25 protein-coding genes and 1 other RNA gene are annotated in these 26204 nt (G+C 59.2%); 10 read left to right on the top strand and 16 right to left on the bottom strand.

Going from position 1 to position 26204, the window contains the following annotated elements; all coding sequences use genetic code 11:
* Window positions 1–139: 139 nt before the first annotated feature.
* The 6 genes from FHK92_RS11170 to FHK92_RS11145 all read right to left on the bottom strand — a co-directional run bounded on the left by FHK92_RS11170 (window position 140) and on the right by FHK92_RS11145 (window position 7532).
* Window positions 140–1756, bottom strand: coding sequence for an ABC transporter permease (locus FHK92_RS11170; RefSeq protein ID WP_181288120.1), 1617 nt, complete (start codon window positions 1754–1756; stop codon window positions 140–142).
* Between the two features lie 174 nt (window positions 1757–1930).
* Window positions 1931–2935, bottom strand: coding sequence for an extracellular solute-binding protein (locus FHK92_RS11165; protein WP_181288119.1), 1005 nt, complete (start codon window positions 2933–2935; stop codon window positions 1931–1933).
* 217 nt (window positions 2936–3152) lie between these two features.
* A complete protein-coding gene (locus FHK92_RS11160; RefSeq protein WP_181288278.1) occupies window positions 3153–4370 on the bottom strand; it encodes a 2-octaprenyl-3-methyl-6-methoxy-1,4-benzoquinol hydroxylase in 1218 nt (405 codons plus the stop codon).
* 61 nt (window positions 4371–4431) lie between these two features.
* Window positions 4432–5619 (bottom strand): 2-octaprenyl-6-methoxyphenyl hydroxylase, encoded by a 1188-nt coding sequence (ubiH, locus tag FHK92_RS11155; protein WP_181288118.1) that lies wholly within the window; start codon window positions 5617–5619, stop codon window positions 4432–4434.
* Entirely contained in the window at window positions 5616–6950 is a 1335-nt protein-coding gene (pepP, locus tag FHK92_RS11150) for a Xaa-Pro aminopeptidase (RefSeq protein ID WP_181288116.1), read from the bottom strand. Before pepP ends, ubiH begins: the two co-directional genes overlap by 4 nt.
* A 27-nt stretch (window positions 6951–6977) precedes the next feature.
* Window positions 6978–7532 carry a YecA/YgfB family protein gene (locus FHK92_RS11145; protein WP_181288114.1) on the bottom strand — a complete coding sequence of 185 codons (555 nt, stop codon included), beginning with the start codon at window positions 7530–7532 and terminating at the stop codon, window positions 6978–6980.
* 129 nt (window positions 7533–7661) lie between these two features.
* Between FHK92_RS11145 and FHK92_RS11140 the strand changes: the two genes are divergently transcribed.
* From FHK92_RS11140 to FHK92_RS11125, 4 genes are all read left to right on the top strand, one after another.
* Window positions 7662–7871: a TIGR02449 family protein gene (locus FHK92_RS11140; protein ID WP_030138125.1), complete on the top strand. Its 210-nt coding sequence runs from the start codon at window positions 7662–7664 to the stop codon at window positions 7869–7871.
* Window positions 7868–8185 (top strand): cell division protein ZapA, encoded by a 318-nt coding sequence (locus FHK92_RS11135; RefSeq protein ID WP_039590276.1) that lies wholly within the window; start codon window positions 7868–7870, stop codon window positions 8183–8185. Before FHK92_RS11140 ends, FHK92_RS11135 begins: the two co-directional genes overlap by 4 nt.
* Window positions 8186–8215: 30 nt before the next feature.
* Window positions 8216–8395: non-coding RNA, 6S RNA (gene ssrS, locus FHK92_RS11130), on the top strand.
* 118 nt (window positions 8396–8513) lie between these two features.
* Window positions 8514–9119 carry a 5-formyltetrahydrofolate cyclo-ligase gene (locus FHK92_RS11125; protein WP_181288113.1) on the top strand — a complete coding sequence of 202 codons (606 nt, stop codon included), beginning with the start codon at window positions 8514–8516 and terminating at the stop codon, window positions 9117–9119.
* A gap of 35 nt (window positions 9120–9154) precedes the next feature.
* Here the strand turns inward: FHK92_RS11125 and FHK92_RS11120 are convergent, their stop codons facing one another.
* Window positions 9155–9301, bottom strand: a complete 147-nt coding sequence (locus tag FHK92_RS11120) for a hypothetical protein (RefSeq protein WP_085987032.1) — start codon at window positions 9299–9301, stop codon at window positions 9155–9157.
* A gap of 195 nt (window positions 9302–9496) precedes the next feature.
* On the opposite strand from FHK92_RS11120, the gene FHK92_RS11115 reads away from it, so the two are divergent.
* The gene (locus FHK92_RS11115) at window positions 9497–9949 is read left to right on the top strand and encodes an EVE domain-containing protein (RefSeq protein WP_181288111.1); all 453 of its coding nucleotides are present in this window, start codon (window positions 9497–9499) and stop codon (window positions 9947–9949) included.
* Window positions 9950–10072: 123 nt separating this feature from the next.
* Here FHK92_RS11115 and FHK92_RS11110 read toward each other — a convergent pair whose 3' ends face one another.
* Window positions 10073–10489 carry a flagellar basal body-associated protein FliL gene (locus FHK92_RS11110; RefSeq protein ID WP_181288107.1) on the bottom strand — a complete coding sequence of 139 codons (417 nt, stop codon included), beginning with the start codon at window positions 10487–10489 and terminating at the stop codon, window positions 10073–10075.
* Window positions 10490–10639: 150 nt separating this feature from the next.
* On the opposite strand from FHK92_RS11110, the gene FHK92_RS11105 reads away from it, so the two are divergent.
* The 3 genes from FHK92_RS11105 (at window position 10640) to FHK92_RS11095 (ending at window position 14655) form a co-directional block, all read left to right on the top strand.
* Window positions 10640–11617 carry an NADPH:quinone oxidoreductase family protein gene (locus tag FHK92_RS11105; RefSeq protein ID WP_181288106.1) on the top strand — a complete coding sequence of 326 codons (978 nt, stop codon included), beginning with the start codon at window positions 10640–10642 and terminating at the stop codon, window positions 11615–11617.
* A gap of 432 nt (window positions 11618–12049) precedes the next feature.
* Window positions 12050–14383: an S-type pyocin domain-containing protein gene (locus FHK92_RS11100; protein ID WP_181288104.1), complete on the top strand. Its 2334-nt coding sequence runs from the start codon at window positions 12050–12052 to the stop codon at window positions 14381–14383.
* A complete protein-coding gene (locus FHK92_RS11095; RefSeq protein WP_181288102.1) occupies window positions 14380–14655 on the top strand; it encodes a bacteriocin immunity protein in 276 nt (91 codons plus the stop codon). Before FHK92_RS11100 ends, FHK92_RS11095 begins: the two co-directional genes overlap by 4 nt.
* Window positions 14656–14698: 43 nt before the next feature.
* On the opposite strand, the gene FHK92_RS11090 is transcribed toward FHK92_RS11095, so the two are convergent.
* Window positions 14699–15286, bottom strand: a complete 588-nt coding sequence (locus FHK92_RS11090) for an energy transducer TonB (RefSeq protein WP_258232644.1) — start codon at window positions 15284–15286, stop codon at window positions 14699–14701.
* A 327-nt stretch (window positions 15287–15613) separates the two neighbouring features.
* Here FHK92_RS11090 and glpT point away from each other — a divergent pair, with 327 nt between their 5' ends.
* Complete coding sequence (gene glpT / locus FHK92_RS11085; protein WP_181288100.1) at window positions 15614–16963, top strand: glycerol-3-phosphate transporter; 1350 nt, start codon at window positions 15614–15616, stop codon at window positions 16961–16963.
* Here glpT and FHK92_RS11080 read toward each other — a convergent pair.
* The 7 genes from FHK92_RS11080 to FHK92_RS11050 form a co-directional block, all read right to left on the bottom strand.
* A complete protein-coding gene (locus tag FHK92_RS11080) occupies window positions 16939–17607 on the bottom strand; it encodes a gamma-glutamylcyclotransferase (RefSeq protein ID WP_181288098.1) in 669 nt (222 codons plus the stop codon). The genes glpT and FHK92_RS11080 overlap by 25 nt on opposite strands.
* Before the next feature lie 291 nt (window positions 17608–17898).
* Entirely contained in the window at window positions 17899–18867 is a 969-nt protein-coding gene (locus tag FHK92_RS11075; RefSeq protein WP_181288096.1) for a CDP-6-deoxy-delta-3,4-glucoseen reductase, read from the bottom strand.
* Window positions 18867–20333: a 4-hydroxy-3-polyprenylbenzoate decarboxylase gene (ubiD, locus tag FHK92_RS11070; protein WP_181288095.1), complete on the bottom strand. Its 1467-nt coding sequence runs from the start codon at window positions 20331–20333 to the stop codon at window positions 18867–18869. The genes FHK92_RS11075 and ubiD overlap by 1 nt, the downstream gene beginning before the upstream one ends.
* 79 nt (window positions 20334–20412) lie before the next feature.
* A complete protein-coding gene (locus tag FHK92_RS11065; protein WP_181288093.1) occupies window positions 20413–22368 on the bottom strand; it encodes an acyltransferase family protein in 1956 nt (651 codons plus the stop codon).
* 135 nt (window positions 22369–22503) lie between these two features.
* Window positions 22504–23763, bottom strand: a complete 1260-nt coding sequence (rho, locus tag FHK92_RS11060; protein WP_003206716.1) for a transcription termination factor Rho — start codon at window positions 23761–23763, stop codon at window positions 22504–22506.
* Window positions 23764–24004: 241 nt separating this feature from the next.
* Window positions 24005–24334 (bottom strand): thioredoxin TrxA, encoded by a 330-nt coding sequence (gene trxA, locus FHK92_RS11055; RefSeq protein ID WP_181288091.1) that lies wholly within the window; start codon window positions 24332–24334, stop codon window positions 24005–24007.
* 121 nt (window positions 24335–24455) lie between these two features.
* Window positions 24456–25163: a FadR/GntR family transcriptional regulator gene (locus FHK92_RS11050; RefSeq protein WP_181288090.1), complete on the bottom strand. Its 708-nt coding sequence runs from the start codon at window positions 25161–25163 to the stop codon at window positions 24456–24458.
* A gap of 254 nt (window positions 25164–25417) precedes the next feature.
* Between FHK92_RS11050 and FHK92_RS11045 the strand changes: the two genes are divergently transcribed.
* On the top strand, window positions 25418–26203 hold the full coding sequence (locus FHK92_RS11045; protein WP_181288089.1) for a transporter substrate-binding domain-containing protein: 786 nt from the start codon (window positions 25418–25420) through the stop codon (window positions 26201–26203).
* The last annotated feature ends 1 nt before the right edge of the window (window position 26204 follow it).

Genomic DNA, 26204 nt, shown 5'->3' with positions numbered 1-26204 from the left:
CACGAGCATCTGAAAATCAGAGTTTTCTGACGCTCCCAGCTACCCGGTCCGACAGACGGACCGCACCGAATGCCGCGCATTGTATCCGCATGATGTAGGACTGGCACCTAGGAGGACGCTCAATAATTGAGATCGCCTGCTAGGTGTTTCGATGGGCCGAACGTCGTATCAATCCGATGACCGGTAACAACCCCACCAGCACCAGCGTCAACGCCGGCAATGCTGCCCTGGCCCACTCCCCTTCACTGGTCATTTCAAAGATCCGCACCGCCAGGGTGTCCCAACCAAACGGGCGCATCAGCAAGGTCGCGGGCATTTCCTTGAGCACATCGACGAACACCAGCAGCGCCGCGCTCAGGGTGCCGGGCAACAGCAAAGGCAGGTACACCTTGAAAAACAATCGTGGCCCACTGACTCCGAGGCTTCGGGCGGCCTCGGGCAAAGACGGACGAATTCGGGCCAGGCTGCTTTCCAATGGACCGTAGGCCACAGCCAGGAAACGCACCAGATACGCCAACAACAGCGCCGAAAGACTGCCCAGCAGCAACGGTTTGCCCGCACCGCCCAGCAGGCTCGACAGCGGAATGACCAGTTCACGGTCCAGATAGCTGAACGCGAGCATGATCGAGACCGCCAACACCGAGCCCGGCAAGGCATAGCCCAGGTTCGCCAGGGCGACACCGGCCCTGATGGGACGAGTCGGCGATAGTCGCCGGGCGAAGGCCAGCAACAAGGCGACGCATACGGTAATCAACGCGGCCAAGCCGCCCAGGTAGAGGGTGTGGACGATCAGCCCGGCATAACGCTCGTCCAGGTCGAAACGACCACGTTGCCAGAACCACACCACCAGTTGCAGCACCGGAATGACAAAAGCACAGGCAAACACCAGGAAGCACCAGGCACTGGCTGCCATCGCCTTGAGCCCTTTCAGCGGGTAGAGTGCCTTGACCCGAGGTCGCTCGTTACTGGCCCGATGGGCACCCCGGGCGCGGCGTTCACCGTAGAGCACCACCATTACCGCCAACAGCAAGAGACTGGCAAGTTGGGCCGCACTGGAAAGGCTGAAAAAGCCGTACCAGGTCTTGTAGATCGCCGTGGTAAACGTATCGAAATTGAACACCGACACCGCGCCGAAGTCCGCCAGGGTTTCCATCAAGGCCAGCGCCACGCCCGCGCCGATTGCCGGCCGCGCCATCGGCAACGCCACGCGCCAGAACGCTTGCCATGGCGACTGTCCCAGCGCCCGGGCCGCTTCCATCAGTCCTTTGCCCTGGGCCAGGAAAGCACTTCGGGCGAGCAGATAGACATAGGGGTAGAACACCAGGACCAGGACCAGGATCACGCCGCCAGTGGAGCGTACCCGGGGCAGGCGCAGGCCGCTGCCGAACCATTCTCGCATCAGCGTCTGCACGGGGCCGGCAAAATCCAGCAGGCCGACAAAGACAAATGCCAGGACATAAGCAGGAATCGCGAACGGCAGCATCAACGCCCAGTCGAGCCAGCGCCGGCCAGGAAACTCGCAAAGACTGGTGAGCCAGGCCAGGCTGACGCCCAACAGCGTTACGCCGACGCCCACACCAAGGATCAGCGTCAAGGTATTGCCTAGCAGGCGCGGCATCTGGGTTTCCCACAGATGGGACCAGATCTGCCGATCTACGCTCTGCCAAGACAGCAGCAGCACGCTCAAGGGCAGCAGGACCAACGCAGCGACGGCGAAGACCAGGGGATACCAGCGGCGTTGGGCGGGGTGGGCCAAGGAAGGTTCTCGTTAGACAAACAGTAACGTGGCGAGGGAGCTTGCTCCCGCTGGGCTACGAAGTAGCCCCAAAGTTCCGGGCCATGGCCCGCAGATACTCTGGGAGGGCTTCGCCCTCCAGCGGGAGCAAGCTCCCTCGCCACATGTTTTCAATGGACTGAACAGGGACTGGTCTCAATTCCAACCAGCGCGGTCCATCATCCGGATGGCTTCGGCCTGGCGCTTACCTGCCACTTCCACCGGCAAGGTGTCGGCTTTGAACGTGCCCCAGGCGGCGACTTCCTTGGAGGGGGCCACTTTCGGGTTCGCCGGGAATTCCTGGTTGATGTCGGCGAATATGCTTTGTGCTTCTGGCGTGGTCATCCATTCCACGAGCTTCTTCGCGGCGTCTGCATGCGGAGCGTGCTTGGTCAAGCCAATGCCCGACAGGTTGATGTGTACGCCGCGATCGGCCTGGTTCGGCCAGAACAGCTTCACTTTCAAATCGGGTTTCTGCTGGTGCAGGCGACCGTAGTAATAGGTATTGACGATGCCGACGTCGCATTGACCCGCGTTGATCGCCTCCAGCAACGCGGTGTCATCGGAGAACACGTCGGTGGACAGATTCCTCACCCAGCCCTTGAGGATTTCCTCGGTTTTTTCCGCCCCGTGGGTTTCGATCAGGGTCGCGGTCAGGGACTGGTTGTAAACCTTCTTCGACGTCCGCAGGCACAAGCGGCCTTCCCATTCCTTGCCCGCCAGGGCCTCATAAGTGGTCAACTCGCCCGGTTTAACCCGGTCAGTGGAATAGGCAATGGTCCGCGCCCGCAGGCTCAGCCCAGTCCAGGCATGGGACGAAGCGCGGTATTGAGGCGGGATGTTGGCGTCGATGACCGGCGAGGTGAAGGGCTGGAGAATGCCCATCTGCTCGGCTTGCCACAGGTTGCCGGCATCCACGGTGAGCAGCAGGTCGGCGGTGGCGTTTTCGCCTTCGGCCTTGATCCGCTGCATCAGCGGCGCTTCCTTGTCGGTGATGAACTTCACCGCCACGCCGGTCTTTTTGGTGTACGCGTCGAAAACCGGTTTGATCAACTCATCGATGCGCGAGGAATAGACCACCACCTCATCGGCGGCTTGGGCGGCGGTAGCGCCGATCAAGGCCAAGGCGAGGGCGGACAGCAGGCGTTTGGTTGCCGACATGGGAGTGGTCTCTGGTTGGTGAACGAGCGCAAATGATAAGGACTCACATTTGGCAGCTCAATCGAACAGTTGCCGGACACATTTCCAAATGTTGCACAGGTGGGCTATCAAGGTGACTGTCCCGGCCTCATCGCGGGCAAGCTCGCTCCCACAGGTTCAGCAGGTCAATGTGGGAGCGAGCCTGCTCGCGATAGCGCCATAAGCCCCAACCCACCTCTCAAGCCTTGGCCAACTCCGGCAAATCCCCGATCAGCCCCAGCGCCTCGCGCACGAACAAAGCCTTGGCCTCAGGCATGCTGTCTACCAGTTTCAATCCGGTATTGCGCAACCAGCGCGCCGGCAGCGGATCTGCCTGGAACAACCGCTCGAAGCCCTCCATCGCCGCCATCAATGCCAGGTTGTGAGGCATGCGCCTGCGCTCGTAGCGACTCAAGACTTTCACGTCCGCCAACCGCTCGCCGCGGCCTGCCGCCTGCAACAGCACTTCGGCCAGCACGGCGGCGTCGAGGAAGCCCAGGTTTACCCCCTGGCCTGCCAACGGATGGATCGTATGGGCCGCGTCGCCAATCAGTGCCAGTCCTTCGGCCACGTAGCGCTTGACGTGGCGTTGGCGCAGCGGCACGCACAGGCGCGGGTCGGCAGCGAGCACCGTGCCGAGCTGACCTTCGAAGGCGCGTTCCAGTTCGTCACGGAACGCAACGTCATCGAGCGCCATCAAGCGCTGTGCCTCGCCAGGGGTCGTGGACCAGACAATCGAACACCAATCCTGTTGGCCGTCGCGCGCAAGCGGCAGGAACGCCAGCGGACCGTTGTCGGTAAAACGTTGCCAGGCCGTCAATCGATGCGGCTTGGCGGTGCGCACGCTGGTCACGATGGCGTGGTGCAGATAATCCCATTCACGCGTGGCGACACCGGTCAGGCGGCGCACGGCAGAATTCGCGCCGTCGGCGGCAATCACCAGCGGTGCCCGCAAGGTTCGACCGTCAGCGAGGGTCAGCAGCCAGTCATCACCGGAGCGGCGCATCTGCTCCAGACGCGCATTGGCCAGCAAACCCAGGTCGCAGTCATGCAGCCGGTCCAGCAAGGCATCCTGTACGACACGGTTTTCGACGATATGCCCCAGCACTTCGGCATGCAGGCTGGCGGCAGAAAAATGAATCTGCCCGGTGCCGCTGCCATCCCAGACGTGCATGTCGGTATACAGGCTGGCGCGCCGTCCGGTGATGCCGTCCCAGACGCCAAGGCGTTCGAGAATCCGCTGGCTGGCCGCCGACAAGGCGCTGACCCTCGGCTCGAACGCCGCCTGTGGATCAAAGGGCTTGACGCTCATCGGGCTGCCGTCGAGCAACAGCACTTGCAGGCCACTGCCCTGCAACGCCAGCGCCAGGGCGCTGCCGACCATACCGGCGCCGACAATCAGCAGATCTGCACGCAATTCCATGCTTTAAGCCTGTGTAGCTGGCGACATGAGCCGCCCGTGAAAAAAATACCCCGGCTCACGCATCGGGACGGGTTCCCAGGCCCATGGCCTGGCGAGCGAACCAGCGTTTGGCCGGCGGCAACAGATCAAGGCCCAACAGGCCCAGATTGCGACCCACGGACACCAACGGCAGATCGCTGGCGAACAAGCGTGTCACCTGGTCCGAGAATCCCACGGTCAGGGCCTGGTCCATCCGCTGGCGCTCACGATAGGCCTGCAGCACGGCGAAATCGCCAGGCGTGCTGTCGCTTTCCAGCAAGGCATCGGCCAGGGCTTGCGCATCGCGCAGGGACAGGTTGAACCCCTGTCCGGCGATCGGATGCAGGCTATGGGCGGCATTGCCCAGGATCACCAGGTGCGGACGGACCTGCTCTTCAGCCTCCACCAGCGCCAAGGGGTAAAGATGCCGCGCGCCGACCTGCTTGAGCGCGCCCAACCGATAGCCAAACACTTCCTGCAGTTCACTGAGGAAGCTGCGCTCGTCCAATGCCGCCAGACGTTGCGCATCCATCCCCTGCCGGGTCCAGACCAACGCACAGCGATTCTCCGGGAGCGGCAACAGGGCCATCGGACCGTCATCGGTAAACCGTTCGAACGCCATGCCGTTATGGGCTTCGCCCGGCGTGATATTGGCGATCAACGCACTCTGGTCATAAGGTCGGTTGCGTACACCGATACCCAACTGCTCCCGCAGGCCGGAACGACCACCGTCCGCGAGCACTGCCAGATCACATTCGATGACGGTTTCGTCGTCAAGGGTCAGGCGATAGCCAGCCACTTGCGGCTCCATCCGGGTGACTTGCGCCGGACAGCGCCAACTGACGACCTCCGGATCCAAGCCCTGCCACAGGCACTGGCCGAGCCAGGCGTTTTCCACCACATAGCCGAGAGCCGGCACGCCCTCTTCCATGGCAGACAGCCGCGCCGTGGAAAACCGCCCGCGATCAGACACGTGAATCTGCTTGATCGGCTCGGCGCGGCGGGAAATCTCCTGCCACAGGCCCAACCGTTGATAGATCTGCCGGGCGCCGAATGAAAGCGCCGAGGACCGCGCGTCATAGCTCGGCTGCCAGGTGTCGCCAGGCGCAAAGGGCTCGATCAGCATGATTTTCCAGCCCCGCGCCTTGGCACCGGCCTGCAACGCCAGCGCGAGGCTCGCGCCGACCAGGCCGCCGCCGACGATTGCCACATTGACCCGGCTCATGCCGCCTGGGTCCGTGCAGCGGCCATCAGGGCCTCGATGTCGGCGACCGTCCTGGGCAAGCCACGGGTCAGGACTTCACAACCGGTCTTGGTCACTACCACGTCATCCTCGATGCGCACGCCAATGCCGCGCCATTTTTTCGCTACGCTGCGGTTGTCCGGCGAAATATAGATGCCCGGCTCCACCGTCAACGTCATGCCTGCTTCCAATACCCGCCATTCGCCACCGACGCGGTATTCGCCCACGTCATGCACATCCATGCCCAGCCAATGGCCGGCGCGATGCATATAGAACGCCCGGTAGGCCTCGCTGGCAATCAACTCATCCACGTCGCCCTCAAGCAAGCCCAGGCGCACCAACCCTTCGGTAATGACCCGGACCGTCGCTTCATGGGCCTGGTTCCAGTGTTTATCCGGCGCGATTTCAGCGAACGCCGCTTCCTGGGCGGCCAGCACCACTTCGTAGATCGCCTTCTGCTCGGGCGAAAACTTGCCGCTGACCGGCCAGGTACGGGTGATGTCGCTGGCGTAGCAATCGATTTCACAACCGGCATCGATCAACACCAGGTCGCCGTCCTTGAGCAGCGCGTCGTTCTGCTGGTAGTGCAGGATGCAGCTGTTGCGCCCCGCCGCGACGATGGAACCGTAGGCCGGCATTTTTGCGCCGCCCTTGCGGAATTCGTAATCGAGCTCGGCTTCCAGGCTGAACTCATACAGCCCGGGCCGGGCCGCCTGCATCGCCCGGATATGCGCCTGGGTCGAGATCCGGGCCGCTTCGCGCATCACCTTCACTTCCGCCGCCGATTTATACAGGCGCATGTCGTGAAGCAGATGATCCAGCGCAACGAATTCGTTCGGCGGCTGGGCGCCAAGGTTGGCCTTGGAGCGGATCACATTGATCCACTCCATCAGGTGCCGGTCGAATTCGGGGTTGCTGCCCATGGCCGAGTAGACCCGGTCGCGGCCTTCGATCAGGCCCGGCAGGATGTCGTCGATGTCGGTGATGGGAAATGCGTCGTCAGCGCCATACTCACGGATCGCTCCTTCCTGGCCGGCGCGCAGGCCGTCCCAAAGCTCACGCTCGGGATTGCGCTCGCGGCAGAAGAGGATGTACTCGCCATGGGCCCGGCCGGGCATCAGCACGATGACCGCCTGCGGCTCGGGGAAGCCGCTGAGGTACTGGAAGTCGCTGTCCTGGCGATAGACATGCTCGACGTCGCGGTTGCGGATCGCAACGGCGGCGGCGGGCAGGATTGCGATGCTGTTGGGTTCCATCTGCGCCATCAGGGCCTTGCGGCGACGGCTGTATTCCGATTTCGGGATATGAATCATGGGCAGACGGTGTTCCCTTTCAAGCGATCAGTGCAGGGACGGCTTGGTGGCCGGCTCTGCGGTTTTCTTGGTCTCGGTGAACAATAGCAGTGGCGCGACCCGCAGGTACTCCATCACTTCCATGTAGTCGCTTTCGCCGTCGTCGGATTCTTCCAAGGCATCCTGGACCTGCGAGATGGCCGCCAGGTCTTGCAACACTTCCTTGGCTTCATCGCTCAGCGCATATTCGCGGCGGGTCAGGCCGAAGCCGGCGAGGAAGCCTTGGCACCACTGGCCCAGCGCGGCGGCGCGCTCGCTCAACGGCGCATCATCGGTCGGCAGAAGCAGGACGACAGTCATGTCATCGCTGGTCAGCTCGCCCTTGACCATTTCCTGCAGGCCGATGAGCGCGTTGCGCACGTTGTCGGCAGGCTCGCCTTCGAGCAACTCGGCGGCGTCGGCCAGCCAGCCATCGGCGTCGAAACCGGCACCGGCGCAGCTGCGACCGAGCAGCAAGCCATGCAGTTCGGCAGGCGAGACAGGATGGCCGCTGGTGCTCAGCAGGGTGGCGAATGCTTGATACGGGGAATTCTGAATGGGCATGGGCAGCTAGGCGCCAGACGGCGCTATGTCTAGAATGGAGGCCTTGTATCCTACATCGACAGACTCGCCAAGACCATTAAAGGCTGTGCGACCCTTATTCCCCATCAGACTCAATCCTCAGTGGACACAATGGAAGACACCGACCTGCAAGCGCTGATGGCCAGACTCGAGCTGCTAATTGAACGGGTCGAGCAACTTAAGAGCCAAAACGGACTCCTATTAGCTCAGGAAAAAACCTGGCGCGAGGAACGCGCGCACCTCATTGAAAAAAACGAAATCGCCCGGCGTAAGGTCGAATCGATGATTTCGCGCCTCAAGGCCCTGGAGCAAGACTCATGAGTTCAAGCAATAGCGTCACCGTGCAGATCCTCGATAAAGAATATTCGATCATCTGCCCCCAGGAAGAGCGCAGCAACCTGGTGAGCGCCGCCCGTTACCTGGACGGCAAGATGCGCGAGATCCGCAGCAGCGGCAAAGTCATCGGCGCCGACCGCATCGCCGTGATGGCCGCCTTGAACATCACCCACGACCTGCTGCACCGCCAGGATACGCCTGATGTGCAGGTCAGCGGCTCGACCCGTGAACAGGTGCGCGACCTGCTGGATCGGGTGGATCTGGTGCTCGCTACCGATCCGGACGTCAGCAAGGGCTGATTCGCGAGGCTGCCTGGGGTATACTTGCGTCACTCCCTGGGGTGCTTGCCAGTTGGTGATGTCCCTGAGCCGATACGCACAACCACGGGGGTTGCACGTTGGGGCCGGTGTGCATGTCCGCTTGACGGAAAGCCTTAACGCCTCCTGCAACTTCCACCTTGAACTTTCGGGTTCAAGGGCTAAGCCGACAGCGGTTCATCCGGGGAGCCTGATTCTCGACACAATGCCAGTCATCATGACTGGCATTGTCGTTTCTGGCGTTTGGCATTTCTGGTCCGATCGTTTGCGGTTACGCTGTGGCGATTACACCACCTCGTGAAGCCTCGATATGACCGAACCTGCGTTGCTGCCTCGCCCGCAACTTCGTCGCCTGCTGCGCCAGGCCCGTCGCGCCCTGACGCCGGCCCAGCAGCGGGAAGCCGCCCGCGGGCTCTACAGACAACTGGCCCAGCATCCACTGTTTCGCCGTGCGAAGCACATTGCGCTGTACCTGCCCAACGACGGAGAGATCGACCCGCGCCTGCTGCTGCGCGCCGCCCAACGTCGAGGAAAGTCGACTTACCTGCCGGTACTGAGCCCCTGGCCGCAGACCAAGATGGTGTTCCAGCGCATTCACGCCGGCGAAAAGATGCAGCCCAACCGTTTTCGTATCCCCGAGCCACGCAAGAACATCGCCCGGCAGCGCAAGGTCTGGACGCTGGACCTGGTGTTGTTGCCGTTGGTGGGATTTGACGACGCCGGAGGCCGGCTGGGCATGGGCGGCGGCTTTTATGACCGCAGCCTGGCGTACCTGGCACGACGTAGACAGTGGCGCAAGCCGACGCTGTTGGGGCTGGCCCACGAATGCCAGAAAGTCGAACGATTGGCACAGGCAAGCTGGGACGTGCCGCTGCAAGGAACGGTCAGCGACAGGCGATGGTATATCGCGGGATAGACGCCGCGGTGATCAGCGGCGCCTGGAAAGCGGGCTCAGCGCTTGAGCGATTGTGCGGGCTGGGTGATTTCCACCGGCGCATCGGTCTTGTTGGCCCAAAGGCTCTGGGCGTAACCCGTGGTCACGACACCCAGGCCAAACAGAATGACCAGTATCCACAACAAATCCGGTTTGCGTTTCATCGATTGCCCCCCTCAAGGCATATCACACACGATGACAGCAGCGGTTTTCTTATTGGCCGTGCAGCAGCGTCAAGCTTGGAAGGCCGGCATTTTGCGGCAACCCGGACCCACACGCAAACTCTGGCGTCAACCGACTGTCGGTTTGTCATAAAATCGCTGAACTATTTTTCTCCACAGCCCCCAGGAGTAGAAATCATGGCCCATTGGCTGATGAAATCCGAGCCCGACGAATTGTCCATCCAGGGCTTGGAAAAGCTCGGCCAAGCGCGCTGGGACGGCGTTCGCAACTACCAGGCGCGTAACTTCCTGCGGGCCATGGCGGTGGGCGATACGTTCTTTTTCTACCATTCCAGTTGTCCCGAGCCCGGCATCGCGGGCATCGGAAAAATCATCAAGGCGGCCTATCCCGATCCCACGGCCCTGGAGCCTGGTAGCCACTACTTCGACGCCAAGGCCAGCCAGGAAAAAAATCCTTGGACGGCCATCGATGTCGCCCATGTCGAGACGTTCCCCCGCGTACTCAAGCTCGACTACCTCAAGCAACAGACCGCCCTGGCTGAAATGCGGCTGGTGCAGAAAGGCTCGCGGCTGTCGGTCATGCCGGTGACGGCGGAGCAGTGGGCGGCGGTTATTGCGTTGAAGCCTTGAATGATTTGCGGCCTGACAGGCCGCTATCGCGAGCAAGCTCGCTCCCACAGGGGACTTGCGCCGTGCACACAATCCTGTGGGAGCGAGCTTGCTCGCGATGGGGCCGCGCGGACACCACAATGCTTATTGAATGATCAGGTTGTTGAACAACAGATCCTCAACCATCGGCTTGCCGGTCTCGTCATTCATGACTTGCTGAGTCTGCTTCAACGCTTCCTGACGCAGCTTTTCCTTGGCTTCAAGGTTGTTCATGGTCTCGGTCGTCTGCTGGGCAAACAGCGCCACCAACTGGTTGCGAATCAACGGCTCGTTAGCCTTCACCGCCGCAGCAGCGGCGTCACCGGTTACACGCAGGGCGACGTCGGCCTTGTACACCTTCAGCTTGGCTGTACCGTCCAGCCCATAATTCCCCACGAATGGAGGGCTCAGGGTGATGTAGCTGACTTTAGGTGCCTCGCCCTCTTTGGCTTCCTTGCCCTCTTCGGCCATCACTGCCACAGGCAACGACAGGGCCAGCATCAACATGATCCACGCTTTCACATTCGACTCCTCATCCGGTTTGCGGCCCAGCATACCGACCCGCCGTCCAAGCACAAGCTTATGGCCGGCTATCAGGGCGGGACATGCTCGTTGACCCATTGACTCTCACACCTACACTTATCGGCCATCACTCCCAAAGGAATAGCCCTGATGAAAGCCGTGCTGTGCAAAGAATTCGGTCCCGCCGAATCGCTGGTGCTGGAAGACGTCGCCAGCCCCGTCGTGAAAAAGAACGAAGTGCTGCTGGACGTGCACGCCGCCGGGGTGAATTTTCCTGACACGCTGATCATCGAGGGCAAATACCAGTTCAAGCCGCCCTTCCCGTTTTCCCCGGGTGGCGAAGCGGCGGGCGTGGTTCGCGAAGTAGGCGAAAAGGTCAGCCACCTGAAAACAGGTGACCGCGTCATGGCACTGACTGGCTGGGGCAGCTTCGCCGAACAGGTGGCGGTTGCGGGCTACAACGTATTGCCGATTCCTTCGTCCATGGATTTCAACACGGCTGCCGCTTTCAGCATGACCTATGGCACGTCGATGCACGCCCTCAAGCAGCGGGCCAACCTCCAGCCCGGTGAAACCTTATTGGTGCTTGGCGCTTCCGGCGGCGTCGGTCTGGCGGCGGTGGAGATCGGCAAGGCCATGGGCGCGCGCGTGATTGCCGCCGCCAGCAGTGCGGAAAAACTTGCCGTGGCCAAGGCCGCCGGCGCTGACGAGCTGATCAACTACACCGAAACCAGCCTCAAGGACGAAATCAAGCGCCTCACCGACGGCCAGGGCGCCGACGTGATCTACGACCCGGTGGGCGGCGACCTGTTCGACCAGGCGGTCCGCGCCATCGCCTGGAATGGCCGGCTGCTGGTGGTCGGATTCGCCAGCGGACGAATCCCCGAGCTACCGGTAAACCTGGCCCTGCTCAAGGGCGCCTCGGTGGTTGGCGTATTCTGGGGTTCCTTCGCCCAGCGCCAACCCCAGGATAACGCCGCCAACTTCCAGCAACTGTTCGGCTGGTTCGCCGAAGGCAAACTCAAGCCTTTGGTGTCGCAGGTTTATCCGCTGGACAACGCAGCGCAAGCGATCAACGACCTGGGGCAGCGCAAGGCTGTGGGCAAGGTAGTTGTGCAAGTTCGTTGAAACCGTACCGGTCAAAAAAGGCCAGAACCATTGATTGATGGTTCTGGCCTTTTCCTTTCTGATGACCCCGCCGTGATTCCTGCCAAGCACAAATTCAAGCCGATTTGGCGGTAGATATTTACCGCACTCCCACGAAAAAAATACGCAACCCTAGCTTGCCCATGAAACATCTGCAATAGCGGGCTAACTCTGTTAGCAAACCAATCGACATGGATAAGTCATATGGATAACGCACATACATACTTAGGACCTCATATAAAACTAGGCCCAGGCTCGTACGAAATACCTCCCTTTCCAATAACAGCTCAAAGATTACCGGATTTCAATACAGGAGGATTTATAGCGTGGGGGTTGAACGAGGGGCCGCCTAGAGGGATCACTAGAAGCTCAAAAAGACACAACGCGTCCATTCCTTTCATATGGGACGATTTCATGAGGGAGCAAAGGTATAACAGCGAAGACATCGACGCCGAGTATTCCGGCGTCTTTAGTAAACTTACCGAATCAACCCTCAAGGAACTTGAGAAAGCAAATAATACGGCGGCAGGCACACTCATCCTTTCGTCCTTTGAAAAAGCGGAGATCGAACAAGAAACAACGATAAAGGCCATTCAATCCAAAGAGTCCGAATACCAGGCGCATACCAAAGATGCATACTCGCTTTATGGTCAGAACCCATTTTTTCTTATGAAAGAGCTGCCCTTCAGAAGAATAATGGACAGCCTACAAACCTCTCCACCTAATATCATGATTGCTTACGCAGCCATAAATCATGCGTACCGGTCGGCATTGGAGTTGAAGCGGCTATCCCTGCAAAAAGATGTTCTTGCTGAAAAACTGGAGCAGTCATCTAAGAAAGCTGCACGGCTTGCCGCCACAACTCAGCCTGAAAAAAATAATTCAATATCTTCCATTGATGAAAAACTCAGCCTTATCAACAAAGAAAAAAACATTCGTCTCCAACTTCTCCCTGGCTTCCTGCTAAAAAAAGCCTTATCGATGCTAGACCCAACAGCTGGCCTAGCCCTTTCCAAATTGTTAATAAACCACAAGACAACCATAACTAAAATCATCACGGCCGAGCGAGCAGCTATCGGCGCTTACACGAGGGCCAATCCAAACATCAAGCCGCCATTGAGCAAACCTGAATTCGAAGCACTTAACAATCTAGTGGCTTTACAGGCAAAAACAAACCTAGGAAAGCGATGGCAGGACTACCATGTATCTCTTCTTCACTCAGAATCCGTTCGATATCTCACAAGGACAACGAACACTTTTATCGGACTAATCGAGCGAGCGGAATCAGCCGAACGCTTAAAAGAGCAGCTCCGTGTTGCAGCCGAGCAGAAAGAACAAGCACGAAAGCAAGCGCAAGCTACGGCGCAACGAGCCGAACAAGAACGAAAACAGAAACTCGCGTCGACACTAGCAGGCCACTTTAACGAACTGCTCCGTCAGTTCAACCACGCCCAATCTGAAGACATTGATCAACAATTGGCCTGGATGCGGCGTAAACATCTGGAACTGGCCGCCGCGCATCGAGACGCATCCAGGGCAGAGCTTGCGGCAGGAGACCTTTCCGGCCCCATGAAAAATGGCTCTCGCGAGACCTCGCTGAGCAAGGCACAAGCAGGTATCGATGCGATCTACCAGTCGAAATACCACATCGAAAATATTCCGCTATCGACCGTCAATGGTGCGATGGCCTCGGCGCGACCGCTAATCACTACTCCCGGCGGCCTGATCGCCGGATACGAAGGCGCCTCTTTTTCTTTCCAAAGCACCATTAATCTGTTGAAAAAAGCGAGAGCCGCCTTGGCGGGAGGACCATTGGCGGCATTTGGCGTGGCAGTGTCTTATTCTCCGACAATAGGCAATAGCGAGCTTCAGCGTAATCCAGTGGTGATTAGCATCCCGCTGTTCCAATTGGATGAACATTTTAAACTAACCCCAAACACTGAAACTGGCCGTTTACCGCTTCGCGTCGTGTCATCGGTTCGCGGAGAGCATACCCAGTTTTATCTTTCACCGACTGGTGGAAGTTTATCCAGCGAGGTTCGGATCAGATATATAGCGCTTGATCAACACACCAATCTTTTCACTTTCACGACCGAAGGGATTCTTCCAAGGACGCTGACTTGGACACCGAACAACCCGCCAGGGGATAACTTTCTTGGATCAACCGAGTTACCTGCGGCACAGCCGGAAATCAGGATCCTTCCCGGGGCCAGAATTACCCAGATAGAGGGGAGAGTAGACGAGCATCCAACCTGCGATGACGCTGACATTGACGATTATGTGCTGGTATTTCCCGTGGAGTCAGGGATCAATCCAGTCTATATCATGGCGAGTCGCACCGGGCCGCGATACGAGCCGGGGATAGCGACTGGAACAGGTCAGGAGATTAGGGGAAATTGGCTAGGAAGTACCGAGCAGGGCGTTGGTGCCCCCATTCCTCGCGAGATAGCAAATCTACTTCGGGGGCATGACTTCAGAGACTTTGATGCCTTCCGAGAAAAATTTTGGAGCCGGGTAGCCAATGATGAACAACTATCAGCACAGTTTAGTAGATCCAACCTGAAACTGATGCGTAATGGCGCTGCCCCATTCACAGCTCCAGACGGCCACGTAGGCGAAAGGAACAAATTTGAAATTCATCATATACAGTTGATTTCCGACGGTGGTGCAGTTTACGATTTGGACAATTTAAGCATCATGACCCCTAAAGAACACATTGAGCTTCACAAAAAAGGAACAAAGCCATGATCTTCAAAGAAAAAATAGAGGACTATACCGAAGCAGAGTTCCTATCCTTTCTTAGAGAATTCTTCGAAGATAATAACGAGCTTACCGGAGATGAGCTCGGCGAATACACCAGCAAACTTGCAAAACATTTTGAGAAAGTTACTGAGCACCCAGAAAAATCCGCACTTATTTTCTACCCGAAACAAGGTCGAGAAGACAGTCCGGAAGGCATCCTGAATGAAATTAAAATCTGGCGAGCAGAAAACGGAAAACCCGGTTTCAAGTCAGAATAAAAAAGTAGGGGCATCGCCAACGGCGATGCCCCTACTTTTATGGCTAAAGCAACACCCGAATCTCCTCCGGCAACATCCTCATATACCGCGTTGCGGGAAACGTTCCGCAGCGCTGTACGATCGAGGGCAGCAGCCGGTTGAACCGGGCGATCAGCGCCAGGCGCTCGGCTTCCGGTAGCTGTCTGACGAAGAAGACATTGGACAGGTAGCTGCGCGTGTAATGGAACGGGAGCAGATCCCGCACCTGCAATCGGTCGCTGGCATAGGCGTTGATGTCCGAGCAACGCCAGGTCTTGATCCATTTATTGGCATCGATCGGCGTGTCATCCAGGCGAAATTCGAACGGCGCCACGATCCGTACTTTGGTGGAATGTTCGTCATCCGCTGTCCACGGCTGGAAACGCCATTCAGCCAGCGCCCCTCGAACGGCTTCGGTGAACTCCGGATGGTCGCTGTGCAGGATCGTTATCTCATCCACACGACCATCGGTGTGTACCGTGAAACTGGCCTTGACCGCGCCCATGACCCCAGCCCGGTTCAGAGCGGTCGGATACTCCGGCCTGGGATTGTTCTCCGGCACCAGCACCCTTTCCCCCGCCCAACTCACACCAGCCAGACACAGCCACAACATCACAGCGCACCACCTCATACCCAACCCCTTGTTTGAATGCCTGAACCGACAAACGTAAAGGGTAAGGGTGGTGTCTCGTGGATTGAATGGCGACGCTTCCCATTCGATTGAAGGACGTTTCCCAGATTCTTGTCATGAAAGCTGCCGGGAAAACGCCCACCGCGACGATTCCTACAGCGCCGTCAGCTTATGCGCACGCGACATGTTCACTTAAGAACATCGCCAATCGAAATCTCCACTATTTATGCGACAACGAGCGATGCTATTTTCGGTAACGAAACTGTAACATTCGCATCCACCATCACAATAAGAACCTGGAGCTCTTGAATGTTTGCTTTCTTTCGACCGGCCGCACACAAGGCAGTCCTGCCTGAAGAAAAAATAGACAGCACCTACCGACGCCTGCGCTGGCAGATCTTCGCCGGGATTTTCTTCGGCTATGCCGGTTATTACCTGCTGCGCAAGAATTTCGCCCTGGCGTTTCCGGATCTGATCGCCCAAGGCTATACGAAAGGCCAGTTGGGCGTGGCGATGTCAGCGATCGCGATTGCCTACGGCCTTTCCAAGTTCTTGATGGGCATCGTATCCGACCGCTCCAACCCTCGTTACTTCTTGCCCTTTGGACTGATCGTATCCGCCGGGGTGATGTTCGTTTTCGGTTTCGCACCATGGGCAACCTCCAGCGTGACCATGATGTTCATCCTGTTGTTCATTAATGGTTGGGCGCAAGGCATGGGCTGGCCGCCGAGCGGGCGCACCATGGTGCATTGGTGGTCACAGAAGGAACGCGGCGGCGTGGTTTCAGTCTGGAACACCGCGCATAACGTTGGCGGGGGACTCATAGGCCCGCTGGCAATACTCGGCATGGGCTGGTTCAACGACTGGCACAGCAAGTTCTATGTACCGGCAGCGGTGGCGTTGCTGGTCGCTGTCTTCGCCTTCATAGTGATGCGCGATACACCGCAATCGACGGGCTTGCCGCCCATCGAGAAGTACAAGAACGATTATCCGGAAGGCTACAACGCCAGCCATGAAGAAGAATTCAGCGCCAGGGATATTTTCGTCACCTACGTGCTGCGCAACAAAATGCTCTGGTTCATCGCACTGGCCAACGTCTTCGTCTACTTGTTGCGCTACGGCATCCTGGACTGGGCGCCGACCTACCTTAAAGAAGTCAAGCACTTCGACTTCGACAAGACGTCCTGGGCATATTTCCTTTACGAGTGGGCAGGCATTCCCGGCACGCTGCTGTGTGGCTGGATGTCGGACAAGATCTTCCGGGGCAACCGTGGCCTGACGGGCATGGTGTTCATGGCATTGGTGACCGTCGCGACGATCGTTTACTGGCTGAACCCGCCGGGCAACCCGCTAATCGATATGATCTCGCTGTTCGCGATCGGCTTCCTGATCTATGGCCCAGTGATGCTGGTGGGCCTGCAGGCGTTGGAACTGGCGCCGAAAAAAGCCGCCGGCACCGCCGCGGGCTTCACCGGTCTGTTCGGGTACCTGGGTGGTTCGGTCGCGGCCAGCGCCGCCATGGGCTACACCGTGGACCATTTCGGCTGGGATGGGGGCTTCGTACTGCTGGTGGGCGCCTGCGTGCTGGCGATGGCGTTCCTCGCGCCAACACTGTCGCACAAGCAGATCGCCAGTCAGAGCCGCGAAGCGGTCGTCTGATCCCACATTGATTTACAGCGCTTGAGCCGCGCCTCCAGATTCCGATCGGGCATGGCGTGGCTGCGCAGGGCGTTGATGGTCTGCTCGACATAATCGCGAGTCGTGCCATAACGCCCGCAAGCGCTTTCGAATACCTGGCTCAGCACATGGTCCGGCAGGTTGCCGGCATAGCTGGGCAGGTGTCGCTCCAACACGAAGCCCAAGGCTTGTACCCGATTGCCATCCTCGAGACGGCAGGTCAGCCAGTGCGGACGATAAGAAGGGACCGGCATCTCGCGCTGCCACAGCGCGAACAGCGAATCCTCGAGATCCTCTTCCGGCAAGCGGTAGGCGAAACCACTGCATGAACCGCCGCGATCGAGCCCAAACACCAACCCTGGCAACTCCGGGGTACCCCGGTGCTCGTGGGACCATAGATACAAGCCGCGATGATAACCATGGACCCGGCCACGCACCCGTTCCACCGCCGTGCATTCCGGGCGCCAGATCAATGATCCGTAGGCGAACAGCCAGACCGGGCCGCCCTGGTGAAGGCTCATGGTCGATTGCATCGAGGCGAGCAACTGTTCGCGGGTCAGCTGCGCACCCAACTCAAGCCGGGGCGGATACAGGGCGCAGGTTATGGCGGATTCGATAGCGGTCATGGCCGTTAGCGGTTGGCTCCTCGCGGGCAAATAGAGCGTCATGACGTTGACGTTTGTGAGGATCAAGGCAAGTTAAATGCCACTCCAGACCTATATACGTTATCGGTATCTGGCCCACCGCCTAAATACCCGAACGCAATATAGGAAGTTATATCGGGTGGAAATGGGCTTCTGTGGCGAGGGAGCTTGCTCCCGCTGGACTGCGAAGCAGTCCCAAAAGAGGCGGTCGCTGCGCAACCGAGCGGGAGCAAGCTCCCTCGCCACAACAGCACAGCTCAAGACCAGGTTGGTTCAAGCTCGCGGCGCATACGCGAACACATCGGCACGCATCTGATGGGCGTCCATGCCGGCTTCCACCAGCGCATCGAGTGTCGCGTAGATCATGGCCGGCGAGCCGCTGGCGTAGACGTAGACGCCGGAAAGATCGCTGATGTCCTCGCACACCGCCTCGTGGAGCATGCCGCAGCGCCCTTCCCAACCACACAAGTCGCTGACGACCTTGTGCAGATACAGGTTCGGCAACTTCTTCCACTCGTCCCAGTGTTCGATTTCATAGAAATCTTCCGGCCGCCGCACGCCCCAATACAGATGCACCGGGTGCTTGAATCCTTGGGCGCGGCAGTGCTCGATCAGGCTGTGCATCTGCGCCATGCCGGTTCCAGCGGCGATCAGCACCAGCGGGCCATCCGGGAGTTCGGACAAATGGGTGTCGCCAAATGGCATCTCGATGCGCACATTGGGGTTGCGCTGAAGTTGCTCCAAAAGCGTTTGCGCACTCTTTTCGCGCACCAGCACATGCAATTGCAGGTCGCGCCCCGAGTGCGGCGCCGAGGCCAGGGAGAACGCTGACTTCTCACCGTTCTCCCGCTCAATCATCAGATATTGCCCGGCGTGATAGCGCGGAGGTTTACCCGCCGGCGCACGCAAGCGCACCCGCCAGACATCGCCACCCACGTCGGCGCACTCGATCACCTGGCACGCGAGATGGCGCACCGGCAGCTCACCCGGCGACAGTACGCCATCCCACAGCAGCACGCAGTCCTCCAAGGGTTCGGCGATGCAGGTAAAGACCTCACCGTGGTCACGTACTTCACCGGCCTGCTCCACACGGCCCTCCACCAGCAACGCGCCACAAACGTGGCAGTTGCCGTTGCGGCAGCTCTGCGGGCATTCGTAGCCCAGGCGTCGTGCGCCATCGAGTATCCGCTCGGCCGGTTCTATCTCCAGCACCGCACCGGAAGGCTGCAAGGTTACACGCATCAATCTATTCCTAACTGATTCCAGATGGCATCGATCCGTTGGGTAACGGCTTCATCCTTGACGATAACCCGGCCCCACTCACGGGTGGTTTCACCGGGCCATTTATGCGTGGCATCGAGCCCCATTTTCGACCCCAGGCCAGACACCGGCGAGGCGAAGTCGAGGTAGTCGATCGGCGTGTTCTCGATCATCACCGTGTCGCGCTTGGGGTCCATGCGCGTGGTGATGGCCCAGATCACGTCATTCCAGTCCCGCGCGTTGATATCGTCGTCAGTGACAATAACGAACTTGGTGTACATGAATTGTCGTAAAAACGACCAGACGCCCAACATGACTCGCTTGGCGTGCCCCGGATACGACTTCTTCATCGTCACCACGGCCATGCGATAGGAACAGCCTTCAGGCGGCAGATAGAAATCGGTGATTTCCGGAAACTGCTTTTGCAGGATCGGCACGAACACTTCGTTCAGCGCCACACCGAGAATCGCCGGCTCATCAGGCGGACGACCGGTGTAGGTGCTGTGGTAGATCGGCTTGATGCGATGGGTGATGCGCTCGACGGTGAACACCGGGAAGCTGTCCACCTCGTTGTAATAACCGGTGTGGTCGCCATAGGGACCTTCATCGGCCATTTCGCCGGGGTGGATCACACCTTCAAGAATGATCTCGGCGGTGGCCGGCACTTGCAGATCATTGCCACGGCACTTCACCAGCTCGGTACGGTTGCCGCGCAGCAGGCCGGCAAACGCATATTCGGAAAGGCTATCAGGCACCGGCGTGACCGCGCCGAGGATCGTGGCGGGATCCGCGCCCAAGGCGACTGAGACCGGGAATGGCTGGCCAGGGTGTTTTTCACACCACTCACGGTAATCCAGCGCACCGCCCCGATGACTCAGCCAGCGCATGATGACTTTGTTGCGGCCGATCACCTGCTGGCGATAGATGCCCAGGTTCTGGCGGTCCTTGTTCGGACCTTTGGTGACCGTCAGCCCCCAAGTGATCAGCGGCCCTACGTCGCCTGGCCAGCAGGTCTGCACGGGCAGCATGGCCAGGTCGACATCGTCGCCCTCGATCACCACTTCCTGGCAGATCGCGTCCTTGACGACCTTCGGCGCCATGGAAATGATCTTGCGAAAAATCGGCAGCTTGGACCAAGCATCCTTCAGGCCCTTCGGCGGCTCGGGTTCCTTGAGGAATGCCAGCAGCTTGCCGATCTCGCGCAGCTCGCTGACGGCTTCCGCGCCCATGCCCAAGGCCACGCGCTCCGGCGTGCCAAACAGATTGCCCAGCACCGGAATGTCATAACCTGTCGGGTTTTCAAACAGCAACGCCGGGCCTTTGGCCCGAAGCGTGCGGTCGCAGATTTCCGTCATCTCCAGCACTGGAGAGACAGGAACCTGAATGCGTTTTAACTCGCCGCGCTGTTCAAGCTGCTGCACGAAATCCCGAAGGTCCTTGAATTTCATTGAGATGCCACCCCGAAAATAGGCGTACATCCTACCTGCTCTAACGCCCAAACAGCAGCCCGTGCGTGCGCGGCGGCGATCAATTGCCGGTTGACCCCAGCAACACCGGGGCAAACAGCGGGCTCAGCCGGGCACTACCGAGATCAGACAGATGGTCCTCGTCCTTGTACTGCGAGTAACCGTTGACCTCAATGCTGCAGACCTGTCCCGCGCACATCAACGGGGTCGGGTCAATGACATGCACACCTGGATCGGCGCTGCTCACTGAGTCAAACAACGCACTGAGGAAACGTTGACGGGACAAGTGCTCCTCAAGTGGACGACCCAACCCTTCAGCTGAACGCCCAGCCCGGGCCAGGCTCGTCAATCTGCTGATAGCGCCCTTGCGCTGCAGCGGCACTTCCTTGAACAACCACACCTGTACGCCCGCCGCCCTTAACATCGCCACCCGGGCCTTGAGCGCCGTAGCCATACGCGCCTCGGCTTCGGTCGTATTGTCGGAGGCGTTGAGCAATACCTTCTTGTCGCCGTCCTCCCGGCCGTAGACGTACAGACTCCAGTTGGAAGCCAGCACCACATCCTTGATCTGCAGGTGACGAACCTGTTCCATGGTCCTTTCGTTGAAGTCCCGGCAACGCTGGCGCAGGTCATCGCTGACGACTGGCGGACAGGCGCTCATGCTGTAGAGCCAAACCGGACGCCCCTCACGCGTGGCATTGTCTTCAATCGCCGGCAACAACGCAGCGGCGTGGCTATCGCCCCAAAACAGTTGGGTCGCCGGCGCCTCTTTGCGTTCGCCAACCAGGCAGGCCTTGTCCAGGTTCTTGTCAGAAGTCACGAGCATGCATTCCATCTGCCCAGCCTTCCAATCCCGCGCTTGGGCATACTCCAGCGCCTTGCCGGTAAGGCGCTGAGGAAAGCCATCCGCCGACCGCACCGCCGACCCCGTCACCGCCAGGGCGACCATGGCCAACAAACCTCCCACCAACACCGGCTTGCGCCCAGGCAACACGCGCTTCTCACGAAACGGAAGCTCTACGAAGCGCCAGCTCAACCAGGCAAGACTCAACGCCAGCAGGATCCAGCCCATTGCTTCCCAATGCTCGATACCGTCGATGGAAACAGCATTGGCAAAGACGTAGACCGGCCAATGCCACAGGTAGAGGGAATAGGAAATCAAGCCAATCCAGACGAACACCCTGGCGCCGAGCAGTTGAGCGACCCAACTCGAACCCTGTGTCCCGGACCAGATCAGCGCAGTGGCGCCGAGGACCGGCAGTAAAGCAGCCCAACCTGGAAACGTCGTGGCCCTGTCAAAAGTGAACACCGCCACCAGCACCGCTGCCAACCCGGCCACGCCCGTCAAGTGATACACCCACGGTTTCATGATGTGTCTCGGCGTTGGCGATACCGCAAGCATCGCACCGCACAACAGCTCCCAAGCGCGCGTCGGCAACGAGAAGAAAGCGACATCAGGCTTGCGGTCGATGTACGTAACGTTCAGCCCGAAGGAAATCAGCAATACGGCAAACAGCATCCAGCGCCAATGACGAACATGGCGCATCAACAACGCCATCAGCAACGGAAAGAAAATGTAGTACTGCTCTTCGACGGCCAAGGACCAGGTATGAAGCAACGGTTTCAGGTCCGACGCAGGCTCGAAGTAACCGTCCTCACGCATGAACAAGATGTTCGAAATGAACAACGCCTGGTAACGAACCGTTCGGCCAAGCTCCGAAAAATCCTTGGCTGTCAGCAACAACCAGCCCAAGGCCAACGTCACCAACAGCACCAGGCTCAAGGCGGGGAGGATGCGGCGCGCACGTCGAGCCCAGAAATCGACGAAGCTGAAGCGCTGCGCACTGATCTCGCGAAACAGGATGCCGGTTATCAAGAATCCGGAGATGACGAAGAAGACATCGACCCCGACAAAGCCTCCACTGAACGTGCTGAAGCCGAAGTGAAACAGTACCACCGGAATAACGGCCAGCGCCCTCAAGCCATCGATGTCACGGCGATTGCCAAACGTGTGCATAACGCTCCTTGTCGTTTGAAATACAGACGTCAACAGCAAGGACACTGCTGGTCTGGGAAAGTTGTCCATTTTGATACATTCAGCCCAAAAAAAGGGCGCCCTGTGCGGGGCGCCCTTTTTATGCGTAGCTTCGTGTTACTTGCGCTTCATCGACAGGAAGAACTCATCGTTGGTCTTGGTCGTCTTCAGCTTGTCGACCAGGAACTCGATAGCAGCGACTTCATCCATCGGATGCAGCAGCTTGCGCAGGATCCACATGCGCTGCAACTCGTCGTCGGCAGTCAGCAGCTCTTCGCGACGGGTGCCGGAACGGTTGATGTTGATGGCCGGGAATACACGCTTCTCGGCGATGCGACGGTCCAGGGGCAGTTCCATGTTGCCGGTACCCTTGAACTCTTCGTAGATCACTTCGTCCATCTTCGAGCCGGTTTCAACCAGCGCGGTGGCGATGATGGTCAGCGAGCCGCCTTCTTCGATGTTCCGTGCGGCGCCGAAGAAACGCTTTGGCTTCTCCAGGGCATGGGCATCGACACCACCGGTCAGCACCTTGCCGGAGCTCGGGATCACGGTGTTGTAGGCACGGGCCAGACGAGTGATGGAGTCCAGCAGGATCACCACGTCTTTCTTGTGCTCGACCAGGCGCTTGGCCTTCTCGATCACCATTTCGGCAACCTGCACGTGACGGGTCGGCGGCTCGTCGAACGTCGAGGCGACCACTTCGCCGCGCACGGTGCGCTGCATCTCGGTCACTTCTTCCGGACGTTCGTCGATCAGCAGCACGATCAGGTGAACTTCAGGGTTGTTACGGGCGATGTTAGCCGCGATGTTCTGCAGCATGATCGTCTTGCCCGCTTTCGGCGGTGCCACGATCAAGCCGCGTTGGCCTTTGCCGATGGGTGCGCACAGGTCGATGACACGACCGGTGAGGTCTTCGGTGGAACCGTTGCCGGCTTCCATCTTCATGCGCACGGTCGGGAACAGCGGGGTCAGGTTCTCGAAGAGAATCTTGTTCTTCGCGTTTTCCGGACGGTCGAAGTTGATCGTGTCGACCTTGAGCAGCGCGAAGTAACGCTCGCCTTCCTTCGGAGGGCGGATCTTGCCAACGATGGTGTCACCGGTGCGCAAGTTGAAGCGACGGATCTGGCTCGGCGAGACGTAGATATCGTCTGGGCCGGCGAGATAGGAAGCGTCTGCGGAGCGAAGGAAGCCGAAGCCGTCCTGGAGAATCTCCAGCACGCCATCACCGGAGATTTCCTCGCCGCTTTTCGCGTGCTTCTTGAGCAGGGAGAAAATCACGTCCTGCTTGCGCGAACGGGCCATATTTTCTATGCCCATCTGTTCGGCCAATTCGAGCAGTTCGGTAATCGGCTTTTGCTTGAGTTCAGTCAGATTCATATAGGAATGACGTAATCATTTATGGAGGGGGGAAATTAAGCTTTTGGCTTAATGAGGCCGCGCCGCGGAGAAGGCGACAGGATCGCGTACTTGTTCGAAAGGAGAGCGTCGGCGACGGCTTGCAGGGGGCAATGGAGAAACCAGTGCGGGGCCGAATGTAACACCTGGATTTGTGAGCGTCTAGCCCCGAGTAACGAAAAAGCCCCGCGATTTGCGGGGCTTTTCCAGTGGCATTCGGCGCCTAGATACTCGCGTCGATGAAAGCCTTCAGTTGCGACTTCGACAGCGCGCCGACCTTGGTGGCCTCGACGTTGCCGCCCTTGAACAGCATCAGGGTCGGGATACCACGCACGCCATACTTGGGCGGGGTTTCCTGGTTTTCGTCAATGTTCAGCTTGGCGATGGTCAGCTTGCCTTCGTATTCGGTAGCAATATCGTCCAGGACCGGAGCGATCATTTTGCAAGGACCGCACCACTCAGCCCAATAGTCGACCAGTACTGCGCCTTCGGCCTTGAGTACGTCAGCTTCGAAGCTAGCGTCACTTACGTGTTTGATCAGATCGCTGCTCATGGAAATCTCCGGGGTAATCAGCAAAAAAACGTGGCCCATCATAGCTGCCCTTCCCAGGTTCAGGAAGCCGCAGTTGATTGAGTCTCGCTATGACGATCGATGGCTTTGGGTATCGCCGAGGTCATGGGGCAGCGGGCGCGACAAAAGAAATACCGGTACGCAGCGCAGCGTTACGTACATGTTCCTGCATGGCTTTTTGCGCGGCGACCGAGGCTCGGCGGGCCAACGCGCGAAGGATCTTGCGGTGTTCCTGCCAGGTCTCCATCGCCCGCTCCGCCCTGATGAACGGTAGCTTCTGGCTCTCCAGGAAGATTTCGGCGCTGGCGGTGAGGATGCTCAGCATGGCCTGGTTGCCGCTGGCCAGCAGGATGCGTCGATGAAATTCGAAATCCAGCTGGGCCGCCGCATCGAAATCCCCGGCCTTCAGTTCCCGACGCATGGCCTCGACGTTGTCGTCCAACGCATCGAGTTCGTCACCGCTCAACGTCACGGCCGCCAATCCCGCCGCGAAACCTTCGAGGGCATAGCGTAATTGAAAGATATCCACAGGCGAGGCCTGGGCCGCGAAGGGCCACCCCGGTGCCGATTCGCTGCGCGGCTCCTGCGCGGGTGACTGCACGAATACGCCCCGGCCCGGCTGCACAGTGATCATCCCGAGGGCACTCAGCGATGAAAGCGCCTCACGCAGGGACGCCCGGCTCACGCCCAGTTGAACCGCCAGATCGCGCTGCGAGGGCAGCGCATCCCCCGGGCCGAAGCCCTCGTCGGCGATCAGTTTACGGATGGCTTGCAATGCCACTTCAGGAACGGCACGAGCGATGGAATTCATGATTTTTCAGACAAACCGGGCCAGTGAGCGGCTAGTTGTAATGCTATTCGCCGTGCCCGGCAAGTCGTGCCCCAGCAGGGTTCGGTGGCAAATGCCAACGCCCGATAAAGGTGCGAAACGCGGCCCAACTGTTCAGACCAGTAAGACCGCACCCCACCAGCAAAACCGTGGCTTTCGCCCTATAAAACCTGCCTTGGCATGGCCTGTGCTCTGTCCGATCGCAGAAACCACACCATCGACTGCGGAGATTCACCATGATCCAGCGTTGCAGCGTCCTGCTCACTGCCCTGTTTGCCAGCCTGATGCTTTGCCAGGTGCCCGCCCACGCCGATGGCCTGGAGGATGTGGTCAAGCGCGGCACGCTCAAGGTTGCGGTACCCCAGGATTTCCCGCCGTTCGGTTCGGTCGGCCCGGACATGAAGCCCCGCGGCCTGGATATCGACACCGCGAAACTGCTGGCTGACCAGCTCAAGGTCAAGCTGGAACTGACACCGGTCAACAGCACCAATCGCATCCCCTTCCTCACCACCGGCAAGGTCGACCTGGTGATTTCCAGCCTGGGCAAGAACCCCGAGCGCGAAAAGGTCATCGACTTTTCCAGCGCCTACGCGCCGTTCTACCTGGCCGTGTTCGGTCCGCCTGATGCCGCCATCAACAGCCTGGACGACCTCAAGGGCAAGACTATCAGCGTTACCCGTGGCGCCATCGAAGACATCGAGCTGACCAAGGTCGCCCCCGAAGGCGTCACCATCAAGCGTTTCGAAGACAACAATTCGACGATTGCCGCTTACCTGGCCGGCCAGGTGGACCTGATCGCCAGCGGCAACGTGGTGATGGTCGCCATCAGCGAACGCAACCCCAAGCGCGTCCCGGCGTTGAAAGTGAAACTCAAGGACTCGCCGGTCTACGTCGGCGTGAACAAGAACGAGCCGGCGTTGTTGGACAAGGTCAACCAGATCCTCGCCACCGCCAAGACCGATGGCAGCCTGGAAAAGAATTCGCAGACCTGGCTCAAGCAGCCGCTGCCGGCCGATCTCTGAC

It is taken from the genome of Pseudomonas brassicacearum subsp. neoaurantiaca, assembly GCF_013608025.1.
In the GTDB taxonomy this organism is placed as follows: Bacteria; Pseudomonadota; Gammaproteobacteria; order Pseudomonadales; family Pseudomonadaceae; genus Aquipseudomonas.
The sequence above is the reverse complement of the archived record's forward strand: the minus strand, read 5'-3'. Positions and strand labels throughout refer to the sequence as shown.